At 43.8% G+C, this 13,341-nt stretch carries 10 protein-coding genes and 1 tRNA gene; 2 read left to right on the top strand and 9 right to left on the bottom strand.

Annotated elements, in window-relative coordinates:
- Positions 1–50: 50 nt before the first annotated feature.
- Positions 51–2,147 carry a TonB-dependent siderophore receptor gene (locus AB4263_RS07200; RefSeq protein WP_372097983.1) on the bottom strand — a complete coding sequence of 699 codons (2,097 nt, stop codon included), beginning with the start codon at positions 2,145–2,147 and terminating at the stop codon, positions 51–53.
- A 559-nt stretch (positions 2,148–2,706) separates the two neighbouring features.
- On the opposite strand from AB4263_RS07200, the gene AB4263_RS07195 reads away from it, so the two are divergent.
- On the top strand, positions 2,707–4,011 hold the full coding sequence (locus AB4263_RS07195; RefSeq protein WP_017062553.1) for a dicarboxylate/amino acid:cation symporter: 1,305 nt from the start codon (positions 2,707–2,709) through the stop codon (positions 4,009–4,011).
- 184 nt (positions 4,012–4,195) lie between these two features.
- On the opposite strand, the gene AB4263_RS07190 is transcribed toward AB4263_RS07195, so the two are convergent.
- From AB4263_RS07190 to AB4263_RS07180, 3 genes are all read right to left on the bottom strand, one after another.
- Positions 4,196–5,581, bottom strand: coding sequence for a sensor histidine kinase (locus AB4263_RS07190; protein WP_017064547.1), 1,386 nt, complete (start codon positions 5,579–5,581; stop codon positions 4,196–4,198).
- Positions 5,578–6,243 (bottom strand): response regulator transcription factor, encoded by a 666-nt coding sequence (locus AB4263_RS07185; RefSeq protein ID WP_017062555.1) that lies wholly within the window; start codon positions 6,241–6,243, stop codon positions 5,578–5,580. The genes AB4263_RS07190 and AB4263_RS07185 overlap by 4 nt, the downstream gene beginning before the upstream one ends.
- A gap of 80 nt (positions 6,244–6,323) precedes the next feature.
- Positions 6,324–6,797, bottom strand: a complete 474-nt coding sequence (locus AB4263_RS07180; protein WP_010429860.1) for an NYN domain-containing protein — start codon at positions 6,795–6,797, stop codon at positions 6,324–6,326.
- Between the two features lie 323 nt (positions 6,798–7,120).
- Here AB4263_RS07180 and AB4263_RS07175 point away from each other — a divergent pair, with 323 nt between their 5' ends.
- Positions 7,121–7,618: a DUF4174 domain-containing protein gene (locus AB4263_RS07175; protein WP_050546503.1), complete on the top strand. Its 498-nt coding sequence runs from the start codon at positions 7,121–7,123 to the stop codon at positions 7,616–7,618.
- A gap of 51 nt (positions 7,619–7,669) precedes the next feature.
- On the opposite strand, the gene cobA is transcribed toward AB4263_RS07175, so the two are convergent.
- The 5 genes from cobA to AB4263_RS07150 form a co-directional block, all read right to left on the bottom strand.
- Positions 7,670–8,446, bottom strand: coding sequence for a uroporphyrinogen-III C-methyltransferase (gene cobA, locus AB4263_RS07170; protein WP_017066845.1), 777 nt, complete (start codon positions 8,444–8,446; stop codon positions 7,670–7,672).
- A gap of 328 nt (positions 8,447–8,774) precedes the next feature.
- The gene (locus AB4263_RS07165) at positions 8,775–9,590 is read right to left on the bottom strand and encodes a formate/nitrite transporter family protein (protein ID WP_017062558.1); all 816 of its coding nucleotides are present in this window, start codon (positions 9,588–9,590) and stop codon (positions 8,775–8,777) included.
- Between the two features lie 123 nt (positions 9,591–9,713).
- The gene (gene nirD, locus AB4263_RS07160) at positions 9,714–10,037 is read right to left on the bottom strand and encodes a nitrite reductase small subunit NirD (RefSeq protein ID WP_017062559.1); all 324 of its coding nucleotides are present in this window, start codon (positions 10,035–10,037) and stop codon (positions 9,714–9,716) included.
- Positions 10,038–10,052: 15 nt separating this feature from the next.
- A complete protein-coding gene (gene nirB, locus AB4263_RS07155; protein ID WP_372097982.1) occupies positions 10,053–12,626 on the bottom strand; it encodes a nitrite reductase large subunit NirB in 2,574 nt (857 codons plus the stop codon).
- A 616-nt stretch (positions 12,627–13,242) separates the two neighbouring features.
- A tRNA-Cys gene (locus AB4263_RS07150) sits at positions 13,243–13,316 on the bottom strand.
- Between the last annotated feature and the right edge of the window lie 25 nt (positions 13,317–13,341).

Here is a 13,341-nt window from a genome sequence, read left to right as displayed (position 1 = left end):
CGAAACTTTCCCCTTAGTATTTAGGCTAACAATAGTACCCTACTAACAAATTAGTATTTTACCTGTAAAGTCGCCATGTAGTTACGGCCTTCGCCGATTACTACGTCTTCAGCAAATTGGTGGTTTGAAGATGTTGAACCGCCACCCGCTAGGTATTCTTTATCAAATACGTTCTCGACTGTTAGACGCGCTACGAAATCAAGAGAATCGTCGTACTTAAGCGTGTATGCAGCACCCATATCTACACGTGCGTAGCCGTCTTTCTTGAATGTGTTCGCGCTATCGCCGTAACGAGAACCTTCGTAGATAAGACCCAGGTTCACATCAACTTCGTTTGTTGCTGCATAGGTAGACCAAACGCTTGCTGCAAACTCAGGTACGTCTACTGGACGGTTACCTTCATATGTTTCATGGTTCGTGATTTCAGCATCTAAGTACATTGCAGAACCAGACATTGAGAAGCGCTCTGAAATAAAGCCTTGTGCGGCTAGCTCAGCACCACGGTGAACTTGTTCGCCACCTTGTGTCTTCGTCCAATCGCCTGATGAAGTGTCTTCTACATCCATTGAAATGTTTTCTTGGGTAATATCGAATACCGCACCAGAAACGAATAGACGTTCGTCCATCAGTTCCCACTTAGTACCGACTTCGTAAGACACGCCCGTTGCTGCGTCAAGAAGTTCGCCATCGTTGGTGTAGTTGCGGCTTCCGCTAGACACAACACCTTGTGGTTCGAAACTTTCAGAGTAAGAAGCGTAGATACTACCGTTTGATGCTGGGTGGTAAATCAGGCCAAGCTTAGGCGCTACATTTTCTTCTGCTACGCCATCACTTACTTTACGGTCGAAACGAGCACCCGCAAGAACTTGCCATTCATCATTAATAGTAATCAAATCTTGGATGTAGAAGCCCCAAGTATCGTAAGTACTCATCTTACCTAGCGATGTTGGACCCACTGACGGCGCTGGTACTGTTGCATCTGGTGCGTATTCAGCGCTGCTGAAGCGATCCATACCACGGTAATAGCTGTAGCCTAACCAGTTAGCACCGAATAATAGTTGGTGCTCTGTGCCCGCAAGATCAGCGGTTGTTGTTAGATCAACGTAAGCCGTTCTGAAACGCCATTTATCATGACGGTAGTTACCGCCTTGTGTCACGGTGCCCGTACCATCAGGATTCATATTTGAAAAGCTTGGGTAGCTTTCCATATCAATACGTTCGAAATCTTGGTAGTTGAAACCTGTTTTTAATGACCATGTATCAGTCAGGTTAGCAGCAATATCAAAACCAACGTTCTCAACATCATTCTCGATCTGTGACCACTGTGCATCCCAGATGTGCTTGTCGCTACCTACTCGGTTGCCGTCTAGTGTGTATAGTGCACCAGAATCTGCGCTGCCTTCGTCGTTGGTCTTATCGTAGTGAACAGAAACCATTACGTCTTCAGTTACATCGTAATCAACGAATACACCACCAACAAAACGTTCTGTTTGTGGTTCAGTTCCGTCACCGTAAGTTCTCCAAGAGCCGTAGCTTTCTTTAGATAGAATCGCGCGACCACGTAGAGTTTCAGCGTCGTTCAAAGCGCCACTTACGTCTACCGTTGTACGAGAATGGTCATTAGAACCAATATCTTGGCTAACACTTACTTGCGTATCGTAAGTTGGTTTTTTGCTTACCATGTTGATCAAACCACCTGGTGCAGAAATACCGTAAAGAAGACCAGAAGGCCCTTTAAGTACTTCAACACGCTCTAGCAGTTCAATTGGTTGACGGTAGTGAGACCAATGTTGCTGGCCATTTTTAAGGAAGCCCGAAGAGCTTTCTACCGAGAAACCACGTAGAGAGAAACGTTCACGGTTACGACTTGTACCGCCAGCACTTACACTCGCGTCATTCTTAAGCACGTCACCAAGCGTTGTTGCACGCTGTTCATCGATGATTTGCTCATCGATTACTGAAACTTGTCCCGGAGTCTCTAATTGAGTCGCCTCCATGCGCATTGCTGTTGTGTTCGTGTCGGCTTTATAACCGTAGTCACGACCTTCAACAACCATATGCTCGTCTGTTTTTACTGTTTCTGCCAATACTGCTGGTGAAGCTAATACTGCGCCGATCACTAAAGCCAATGGGCTCTTTGAAAACATGTCCTTTACTCCGCTTTTATTCTTTTAGACGAACACTTTGTTATTTATTCGATGTGTTCGCTGAACCGTTGCCGGTACCACTGAATTATTTCGGGAGTGAATATAAGTGATAACTATTACCATTTGCATTAAATTTACATTCTTTGCATTCGTAAAGTTTTGTAAAGGCCTGTCGGTGAGTCATATTTGAGGAGTTCAACAAAACCATTCAATACAAATAGTTAAGGCTCATGGACGTAAATCGACTGGTTATCTTCACCGAATTTTTTGAAACAACGGTATTTGTTCAGTCAATTGAAGACGTGAAGATTGATAAGAAAATCATCTCTTCTTATTTACTACCTTTGAAACGACAAATTTATGTATAAAACCCTCGATGGATGTAAATTAATAGTGAATTATTTTGTTTTTATTTGTTTAATTTACACAATTATCAGTGATTTTGATCACATCTATAATTCCAAACTCATTTTTTGTTTTTCGAATTGATTATCCGACTGCTAATCTCCTGCTCACTTTGAAAAGGTATCAAAGTTATAAATAATAAGGAGTGTTCTAAATGAATACCAAGAAACCTATGTCTCTGACTGGTCGAGTAATCCTCGGTATGGTCGTAGGTATATTAACGGGATTCGCCATTCAATCCCTTTTTGCAGACAACGGATTTGTTAACAACTACATCGTTAACGGACTCTTTGAAGTGGGCGGACAAATCTTTGTCGCCAGTTTAAAAATGCTTGTTGTGCCTCTAGTCTTCGTTTCACTAGTGTGCGGTACAAGTTCTCTTAAAGACTTATCAACTCTTGGCCGTATGGGTGGCAAAACGCTTGCACTTTATATCGGTACTACTGCCGTTGCCATCACTCTAGCATTAACTATCGGTAACCTGTTCCAACCTGGAGCTGGTGCGGATCTTACTGCTGCGAGCTCTTTCAAATCAGCGGATGCCCCTTCTCTGGGCCAAGTAATCATCGACATGTTCCCAACCAACCCTATTCAGGCGATGGCTGAGGGCAAAACGTTACAAGTTATCGTATTTGCAGTGTTGTTTGGTATCGCAATCAGTGCAGCGGGCAAACCCGGTGAACGTATCGCTGCAGTTTTCTCTGATCTAAACGAAGTGATCATGAAGCTAGTTGCGCTACTAATGAACCTTGCTCCTTACGGCGTATTCTTCTTGATGGCGAAACTGTTCTCTGGCCTTGGCTTAGGTGCGATTTGGAACCTAGCAGAATACTTCTTAGTGCTTGCTGGTACCCTGCTGTTGCATGGCTTGGTGACTTACAGTGCGATGCTTAAAGGATTCACAGGTCTTAGTCCGATTACGTTCCTACGTAAGATGGAAGATGCAATCATGTTTGCATTCTCAACAGCATCTTCGAACGCAACAATTCCAGTAACTATGGAAACGGCTAAGAACCGTATGGGCGTAGACAACAAAGTCGCTTCTTTCACAGTACCACTAGGTGCAACTGTGAACATGGACGGCACTGCAATCATGCAAGGTGTTGCGACGGCATTTATCGCGCAAGCGTACAACATCGACCTTTCAATGGGTGATTACCTAATGGTTATCCTAACGGCGACACTGGCGTCTGTTGGTACTGCAGGTGTCCCTGGTGTTGGTCTTGTTATGCTAGCGATGGTATTGAACCAAGTTGGCCTGCCGCTTGAAGGTATTGCTCTAATCATGGGTGTTGACCGCCTTCTTGATATGATTCGTACCGCTGTAAACATCACAGGTGATAGTGCCGTATCTATCATCGTTGCTAAGTCTGAAGGCGCTCTAGACGAGTCTCGCTTCAACGACCCAGCAGCAGGTGAGAAAGAAGAAGAAGTTAAGCTAGCTCGCCAACAGGCATAGTCTCGCTTATCTTATGCTCTTGTCTTCAAGCTGAGGCGTAATTAATGGCTACGCCTAGCCCATACCAAAGCGCATAAAGAAAAACGCCACTGCAGATGCAGTGGCGTTTTTATTGGGTATCGCTTAAGTCAGTACTACTGAGTTGGGACAGTTATCAATTTAAGGTAATTATCAATAGGGAAAACTAATCACCGATTGGGAACATCAAGTTCACTCTCAGCCCCCCACCTTCTCTATTCTCAGCAGTTACATGTCCATTCATCACACCCATCGCTTCTTTAACAATCGCAAGGCCCAGACCGTAGCCACCAGACCGTTTGTCTCTTGCTGATTCAATACGAGTAAACGGGTCGAATATACCTGCAATCTTGTTATCAGGAATACCATCACCGTCATCTTCTACAGATATTACACTGTAACGTCTATCCATTACCTGTTCGTATGTCGTCACGACCACATGAGCGTTCTCACCCGCGTATTTAATGGCATTCCCGACCAAGTTACCAATGACTCGAAGCAGTAGCCTCTCATCAACGTTCACCATTGATATCGGCGTCTCTAGGGAACCAATCAAAGTTTGATTCGGTTTTAAATCGTTTTGCATCTGCGCGATCAACATTGAACAATAGTGCTCAAGGTGCATTAAACTTAACTTGGAGTCATAGCGAGAGGTTTCTAAGCGGCTAAATTCAAGTATCTCACCCACCAGCTTATTCATCTCTTCTGTTTCATTTTCCATTCGTTCTAGCAAACCAATGCTTTTATCATCAACCTTGCTGCGCAGCAGGTGTAGTGCGAGGTTTTGCCTTGCTAATGGTGTTCTTAACTCGTGTGAGACATCACGAATCAAACAACGTTGCTTTTCAGCCAGAGATTTAATCTCAAAGGTCATATAATCAAAATCGTGTGCAAGCTCGTTGAATTCACGCGTGGTGGAGTTCAACTCCGACACCACACTGACCGTGAAGTCACCTTGAGCCAGTCTGCGGCTCGCTTCTCTCAATCTATCCAACGGTTGCTGAAGGCTTTTGGCCATGATAATCGAGAACAGAGACAATACGACCAATGCAATCAATGCTTTAAGCATATAGGAATATGGCGCAAAAGATTTTGCGGGATGAAACTGGTGCGGTAGTTGGATAACCAGTGTTTTACCGTTATCCAGTGGTAGGCCGAAGATCGGCTTACTCACACGATCACTAAGTTGGTGATCTAACGTTCTTAAGTATTTGAGCTTAAATTCAAAATGTGGGTGCATGTGACGATGTGTGATCGGACGATTGTCTTTATCAATGACGAACAGATAATACTGCTGAGCATTACCCCAGTCCGCGAGTTCATCCATGTCCCCTTCTTCGATCAACACATTCGCTTGGTAAGCAAGGTCGAGCATTTCCGCTTTTACCGATTCTGGGACTTTAAGCAGCGCTTTCATCAAGGCTCTTTCAGCGACACCTTGCAGGATCAAAATACTCACCAAAATGACGGTCAGGTAACTGAACAGTTGGAAAGTGAGTCCGTCTTTACGCTTAGCAATAAAATCAGGGCAACGCAGCAGTTTTTTACTCATGCTCCGACCGACTCTAGGTAACTGTAACCTTTACCACGAACGGTTTTTATATGTTGTTTAGACAAACCTGCCTGAACGAGCTTTCTACGTATATTGCTGATATGCATATCTAAATTACGATCGAAGGGACACAATTCTTTCTTGAGTACATGGATTTGCAGATCAGATTTTGAGACGACAATACCGTCATTTTTGACCAAATAATCAAGCAAGTCTTTTTCAGTGCCAGTTAATGGCAAACGAGAGAGTTGTTCACACAGGCCGTGATTAGAGGAAGCTAAAGATTGTCTTTGGCGTTCAAAACCCACTCGGCGCAAGATCACCTTAATACGGGTTAAGAGTTCAGGAACATTGAAAGGTTTAGCGATGTACTGGTCGGCGCCTGCTTGGTAGCCATCGAGCATTGAGGCATCGTCGTTAAGCGCGGTTAGCATAAGAATGGGAGTAGCAAAACGCTGACAAATACGTCTTGCTACTTGAATGCCGCTTAGGTTCGGAAGCATTACATCGAGTAGAACCAAATCGACAGGGTGAGATTGAATAAACTCAAGCGCGGATTCACCGCAATGAACAGTATCAACGTGATACCCCTCATTTTCTAACACTTCACCCAGTAATTCACACAACTGAATATCATCATCAACAACTAAAACGCGAGACATTACACATACCGATAAATAAGAACTGTTTGCATTCTAATTATCGTTATTATTGATTTCAATTATAAAGTGCCCGATTTCCTCTATAGAAGAAAATCTTTTTCAATCGGTACAAATTTTGATGCAGAATCGATAAGATTTTGAGCAGTTAACCCGGGAACACCATACACTTCAACAGGCTTGCCAAAGCGCTCTTTGATTCGCTCTACAAGGATTTCGAAATCACCGTCTCCTGATACCAAAACAATCGTATCAACCGTCTCAGCAAGTTCTATCGCGTCTAACGCAATACCCACATCCCAATCGCCTTTTGCACTGCCATCTCGACGCTGAATAAACGGCTTTAACTTCACATTAAAGCCCACACCACGAAGGATATGATGAAATTGACGCTGCTTTGGATCTTGGCTTGAGATTGCGTAAGCATTAGCTGCAATAACGTTACGCCCTTCCGTGGCAACATACCAAAACTGGTTATAGTCGAAGTTAGAACGGTATTTGTCGCGCGTCGTGTAGTAAACGTTCTGAACGTCGACCAAAATTGCTATGTTTTCCATAAATTCATACCTTTAGATTTTCCGTATACCCTATTCTATTCAATTGTAAAATGCGAGTCGCTTTACTCAATAAAAATGAACCTGCCAGCTATCGTTAACGTAAATCTAATATCTTTAGCGTAAAGCTAAGTGTCTTTACGTAATCCTAACTATGCTTATTGTAAGTGGATTTGTTTTGAGCGTTTCTTAGGTGGTTCTGATCTTCACCTTCTTCTTTACGTAGCGTTCAAATCGTACTCAGGCTTAAAGTTTTTAAAGGGAGGTTGGCAATGCTGCACCGACAAACACACAATTCGATCGTAAGCATCGACACAACCAAAGCGATGCAAACTTTAAATCAACCATCAAACTCTGGTAGCTGGTTTAGTTTGCTTAAACTACTGACCATCAGCACGGTAATAATCATGAGCTTAACCATCAATTCAGTACTCGCCTACCCCGCTTATTCTCACTCAAAGCCTTTGCCACACCGCAGTGTGATTTATTTCGCTCCAAAGGAAGATTCAATCGTTAAAGAGTTTCTTAATGAAGTGTTGCTCAATAACTGTCAATTGGACGAACGAGATGTCGTCATTATGGTTATTGCTGAGAGTGGTTACACAGTCCCAACTTGGTTAGAAGAAGAGTTTAACTTAGAAGCAGTCACCAGTATTTACGAGATCCCGAAAGGATCACATACCGCTGTTTTGATTGGTAAAGACGGGAAAGAGAAGCACCGATGGAGTGGCAAAACAGATTGGAAACAGATCACCAATATCATTGACGAAATGCCGATGCGCCAACAAGAAATGCAGCGACAAGGCAGCCGCTGCAGTATTTGATTCTTGATGGACTCAGTAGTGGCTTAGAGATCCAATTAGAAGGTCAAACGATCAAGCTTGTTTGTTAAACCAAGCAAGTTTTTCATGGAGCTGAGCCACGCTGCCTACAACAATCAGCGCTGGGCTCTTTGCGACGCTCGCAAGGTCAGCTAAATCACGTAACCCACCTCTAAACACCTTTTGTTCTTGGCGTGTACCGTTTTCGATGATCGCAACTGGCATGTCAGCTCGCATACCATTATCGAGTAGATTCTTCTGAATGTTCGGACTCTCTTTCAAGCCCATGTAAAACACGATGGTATGGTTGTGCTGAGCAAGAGATTGCCAGTCAATATCTTCGCCATCTTTCTTCAAGTGACCTGTAATAAACTGCACGCTTTGTGCATGATCACGGTGCGTCAACGGAATGCCCGCATAAGCCGTTGCTCCGGCAGCAGCTGTGATGCCCGGAATCACTTCAAATCTCACGTCATTCTCAGCTAACGTTTCACACTCTTCACCACCACGACCAAAGATAAACGAGTCACCACCTTTTAGACGCACTACGTGTTTGTTCTCTTGAGCTTTGGTCACTAATAGTTGGTTGATCTGATCTTGCGGTACGCAGTGATGATCGAGCTTTTTGCCCACATACAACATTTCCGCTTCTGGATTAGCCATCGCCAAGATATCCTTTGATACCAAACGGTCATAAACCAACACGTCTGCTTGTTGAATCACTCGTGCCGCTTTTAACGTAAGTAAGTCTGGGTCGCCCGGACCTGCACCTACTAATGAAACAAATCCTGTGTTTCCTGTTTTAACATTCGATGGCGATACTTCTGACATGCTTTGCTCCGAAAGTTAGCTTGTTATATTTCAAGCTTAATTCTGTATGACGATTCATCGTTGTATGAATCACCAATATCCCTACTTCTTAGACTATCAGTTGTTGCCATAAAACTTTACGATTAATTGTAATCAAGATAGAAGTTTATATAACAAAACAATCTATTACGTTGGAAAGCCCTGACATTTGCACCATCATCAAGCACACATTGCTCGCCTTAGGTGCACGGTTATCAAACTAGAGAGTGTTAAGATCAAAAAAGCCCCAAATCAACAGCTTGGGGCTTAACACACATTATTAGTTGCTCATTAACCTAGAACTATCTAATTACTTAGCGCCTAGAGAAGGAGCTGTTTTAGCATGAGTTAGGTATAGAGGAACACACGTCATTAATAGACCACCAACGATGTTACCTAGGATTGTTGGGATAAGGTTGAAGTTCAACCATGTCGCGATACCAAAATCAGCGCCAAGAATCATACCTAGTGGGAATAGGAACATGTTTACCACTGTGTGCTCAAATACGAGTGCGAAGAAGATGAAGATTGGGAACCACATCATTGCTACACGGCCAGATACTGTGCGTGCAGTCATGTTGCCAATCACACCTAGACATACCATAAGGTTACAGAAGATACCGCGTACGAAACACGTGATCCATCCGTCCATACCCATGTTTTCAAAACCTAGGCTACGACCTGTAGAAACAGCAATGAACTTTTGAGCAACAGCGTTTGGTTCTAAAGAGAAGTTACCCGTTAGTGATACTGCAACAAGGAAAGCAACAATCAAAGAACCGATAAGGTTACCAAGACCAACAATACCCCAACAACGTAGGATACGACCCCAAGTAATACCTGGGCGGTTGTCGAATTTCGCTAAAGGTGCAAGGCCGAATACGCCAGTTACTAGGTCATAACCCATTACACTTAGAATGACGAAGCCAACTGGGAACACAAGTGCGCCAACAAGGCCAATACCGGTTTGAACCATTGCTGTAATAGCAACAACAACCGCTAGAGAAAGGATGATACCAGCCATAGTGCTTCGAATCAGAAGATCGCGAGTACTTGTTTTCGTTTTCGCTTCACCCACATCAATCATCGTTTGAACGAATTCAGCTGGTTTGTAATCAGGAGACATAAGGTTGTCCTTAAAAAGTTTAAATTAAAAGTTAAAATTGGATAGGAAAAGGCTCTAGTTGCCGAGTTAAGGCAATATCGAGAACTAGAACCCTTGAACTATCAAATCTTACTCATCCGAAGATTAAGCAGAGATTTCTACAGCGCCTTTGGCAACACGAGCTTTGTACGCTTTCACGTTGAAGTTCTCGTCTTCCATGCACACACCTGTTGCTAGGTTAAAGCGTTGCTTCTTAAGTGGGCTTGCTACCCAAAGCTCTTCTTTGTGCTCAACAATCAAACCACGTGATAGCACGTTAGATTGGAAGTATGGGTCTGTGTTGCTAATCGCGAATACTTCTTCAGCCTCAGTTGGGCGGAAGATAGCCACTTGCTCACCACTAACCAACGCACAAACACCTGTACCTGGGATAATGTCTTCGATCTTACAAACTTTGGTAAATGCCATGATGTCGTCTCCCAATTAAACAGATTCTACGTGAATGATGTCGCCCTGATGCTTTGAAGTAATGGCTTCAGGGTGTTTCTCAGTGAATGTCGCAGGACGGTGTTGTTCACGACCATCTTCAACAAACACAACGTTATCATCGCGGTCATCAGCATTGATGAAGTGTGCAAAGCGCTTAAGTTGAGCTTCGTCGTTGATTGTATCTGTCCATTCACAAGCGAAGTTATCAACTAGGCCAGCAATGTCAGTTTCAAGTTGGTCATTGATACCAAGCTTGTTGTCTACAATCACTTCACTTAGGTAATCAACACCACCTTCTAGGTTGTCCATCCATACCGAAGTACGTTGTAGTGGCGCAGCCGTGCGGATGTAGAACATCATGAAACGGTCGATGTACTTGATTAGCGTTTCTTGGTCTAGGTCGCTTGCCAGTAAGTCTGCGTGGCGAGGCTTCATACCACCGTTACCACATACATACATGTTCCAGCCTGCGTCAGTTGCGATGATACCTAAGTCTTTACCTTGAGCTTCAGCACACTCACGAGTACAGCCAGACACACCAAACTTCATCTTATGAGGAGTACGGATGCCTTTGTAACGGTTCTCGATCATCACGCCTAGGCCAACTGAATCTTGAACGCCGTAACGACACCAAGTAGAACCTACACATGTTTTCGCCATACGAAGTGCTTTTGCGTAAGCTTGACCCGTTTCGTAACCTGCAGCGATTAACTTCTTCCAGATTGCTGGTAAGTCATCTTTCTGAGCACCAAATAGGCCGATACGTTGTGCACCTGTGATCTTGGTGTACAAGTTGTATTCAGCAGCAACATCAGCAAGAACGCTTAGTGCTTGAGGTGTTACTTCACCACCCGCCATACGAGGGATTACAGAGTAAGTACCGTCTTTTTGCATGTTACCTAGGAAGTTGTCGTTGGTATCGTGCAGCTTCACTAATTCAGGCTTAAGGATGTGTTCACCCCAGCAAGAAGCAAGGATAGAACCTGCTAGAGGCTTACATACTTCACAGCCGTAGCCTTTACCGTATTTCTCTAATAGCTCATCGAACGTTTTGATTTCTTCGATGCGAATTAGGTGGAAAAGCTCTTGGCGAGAGTATGCAAAGTGCTCACACACGTCGTTCTTCACTTCAACACCAGCTTTAGCAAGTTCAGCGTTTAGTACTGAAGTCACTAGTGGAATACAACCACCACAACCAGTACCTGCGCCTGTTACTGCTTTGATATCACCGATTGTGTGGTGACCTTCAGCAACCGCTTGAGCGATCTTGCCTTTAGTTACATCGAAACAAGAACAGATAACAGCAGACTCAGGAAGAGAATCCGCGCCAAGTGTTGGCTTTTCAGCACCAGCATGAGCAGGAAGAATCAATGCATCTGGGTGTTCTGGTAGGTCGATTTCGTTCAGCATAAGCTGTAGAAGATCACCGTAGTCAGACGTGTCACCAACCATTACTGCACCAAGCAGCTTCTTGTTGTCTTCAGAAACGATTAGACGCTTGTAAACTTCTTGCTCTTCGTTTTGGTAAACGTAGCTCTTACAGCCAGGAGTACGACCGTTCGCATCGCCGATAGAGCCTACTTTCACGCCCAAAAGCTTAAGCTTCGCAGACATGTCAGCACCTTCAAATGTGCTTTCGTTACCAACAACGTGGTCAACCGCTACCGTTGCCATTTTGTAACCAGGAGCCACTAGGCCGTAGAACGTTTGGTTCCAAGACGCACACTCACCGATTGCGTAGATGTCTTTGTCTGTCGTTTGACAGTGATCATTAATCTCGATACCGCCACGTGGTGCAATACCCAGCCCCATTTGACGAGCAAGTTTGTCTTGTGGGCGAATACCAGCAGAGAATACGATGAAATCAGTTTCTAGCTCTGTACCGTCTGCAAAGCGCATTACGTTACGAGCTTCAGTGCCTTCAGGAGCAATCTCAAGCGTGTTCTTACTTGTATGTACGTTAACGCCCATACGTTCGATTTTTTGACGAAGTTGGTTACCACCCGCTTGGTCAAGCTGCTCAGCCATTAGCTTTGGAGCAAACTCAACAACGTGCGTGGTTACACCAAGAGCTTTTAGTGCGCCTGCAGCTTCAAGACCAAGCAAACCACCACCAACAACCACACCAGATTTAGAATTCTTAGCGGTTGCTTCGATAGCTTTCAAGTCTTCGATTGTGCGGTAAACGAAACAGTCTTTACCTTCGTTACCTTTGATTGGCGGAACGAATGGGTATGAACCTGTAGCAAGGATTAGCTTGTCGTATTGAATTTCACGACCAGTACTTGAGTAAACTGTTTTCTTTTCACGGTTAACGTTAATAGCACGCTCACCGATCAGCATGTTGATGCCGTGTTTCTCGTAGAAGCCTTCTTTAACTAAAGAAAGTTCGTCCGCAGTATGGTGTGAAAAGTAAGAAGAAAGGTGTACACGATCATAGGCTACGCGAGGCTCTTCACAGAAGACTGTGATGTCCATGTTAGCAACGTCTGTCTTCTCGACTAAATCTTCGATATAGCGATGGCCGACCATCCCGTTACCGATTACGACTAGCTTCATCTTGCTCATAAGAATTCCTGAAGGTTATATATTTCTTAACTGAGCGAATAATGAATTATGAAAGAAAATGAAAATATGATGTAAATCAATTACGAAATCGAACTACCCTAAAGGGGTAGGACAAAAGAGGTAGATCTGCTGATTTATCATACGAAGCAAACGAATAACCGTAGGTTTAATAAGGTTTAGCGGGGTTTTATATACACTTTCGTGCAGTAGATAAGATGTTGTAAAGTTTCACAATAGGTTAGCAGTAACACAAGTAAATGACAATCATTTTCACTTGTGGTCATAATAAGTGTAATAACTCATGAAAGCGTTACAGGATCATGAGCAACTATGTATAAATATGAAGAATTTAATGACGCAAAAGACAGTCGCCCTTTTCCATTCCCCACTCATTCCACTCACAAACGGCGCAATTGGTTAACAGATGCTGTTGGTTGTTTAGCAAATGATAGGTTTACATAAAGAAAAGACCGGCACAAAAGTGATCTGATATAGCTTGTTCCTAGTGGTGCTACTGATTAGAGAGCATACGTGGAAGTTTGAACATAGCATGAGGGTTTAGAATTTCAGATAGCAAAAAGGCCAGCATTTCTGCTGGCCTTTCAACTTTGAATAGTGGAGGCGCCTCCCGGAGTCGAACCGAGGTCCACGGATTTGCAATCCGCTGCATAGCCACTCTGCCAAGGCGCCTTCAATAGTGTTTTAAGAGAACAAC

Origin of the sequence: Vibrio sp. 10N.261.55.C5, assembly GCF_041470505.1 — a bacterium.
In the GTDB taxonomy this organism is placed as follows: domain Bacteria; phylum Pseudomonadota; class Gammaproteobacteria; order Enterobacterales; family Vibrionaceae; genus Vibrio; species Vibrio crassostreae_C.
The sequence above is the reverse complement of the archived record's forward strand: the minus strand, read 5'-3'. Positions and strand labels throughout refer to the sequence as shown.

What these genes read in the sequence shown, in the direction of transcription:
- AB4263_RS07200 (WP_372097983.1), bottom strand. Translation starts at nt 2,147, where the DNA reads ATGTTTTCAAAGAGCCCATTGGCTTTAGTGATCGGCGCAGTATTAGCT.
- nirB (WP_372097982.1), bottom strand. Translation starts at nt 12,626, where the DNA reads ATGAGCAAGATGAAGCTAGTCGTAATCGGTAACGGGATGGTCGGCCAT.
- cobA (WP_017066845.1), bottom strand. Translation starts at nt 8,446, where the DNA reads ATGTCAGAAGTATCGCCATCGAATGTTAAAACAGGAAACACAGGATTT.
- AB4263_RS07190 (WP_017064547.1), bottom strand. Translation starts at nt 5,581, where the DNA reads ATGAGTAAAAAACTGCTGCGTTGCCCTGATTTTATTGCTAAGCGTAAA.
- nirD (WP_017062559.1), bottom strand. Translation starts at nt 10,037, where the DNA reads ATGGCATTTACCAAAGTTTGTAAGATCGAAGACATTATCCCAGGTACA.
- AB4263_RS07165 (WP_017062558.1), bottom strand. Translation starts at nt 9,590, where the DNA reads ATGTCTCCTGATTACAAACCAGCTGAATTCGTTCAAACGATGATTGAT.
- AB4263_RS07185 (WP_017062555.1), bottom strand. Translation starts at nt 6,243, where the DNA reads ATGTCTCGCGTTTTAGTTGTTGATGATGATATTCAGTTGTGTGAATTA.
- AB4263_RS07175 (WP_050546503.1), top strand. Translation starts at nt 7,121, where the DNA reads ATGCAAACTTTAAATCAACCATCAAACTCTGGTAGCTGGTTTAGTTTG.
- AB4263_RS07195 (WP_017062553.1), top strand. Translation starts at nt 2,707, where the DNA reads ATGAATACCAAGAAACCTATGTCTCTGACTGGTCGAGTAATCCTCGGT.
- AB4263_RS07180 (WP_010429860.1), bottom strand. Translation starts at nt 6,797, where the DNA reads ATGGAAAACATAGCAATTTTGGTCGACGTTCAGAACGTTTACTACACG.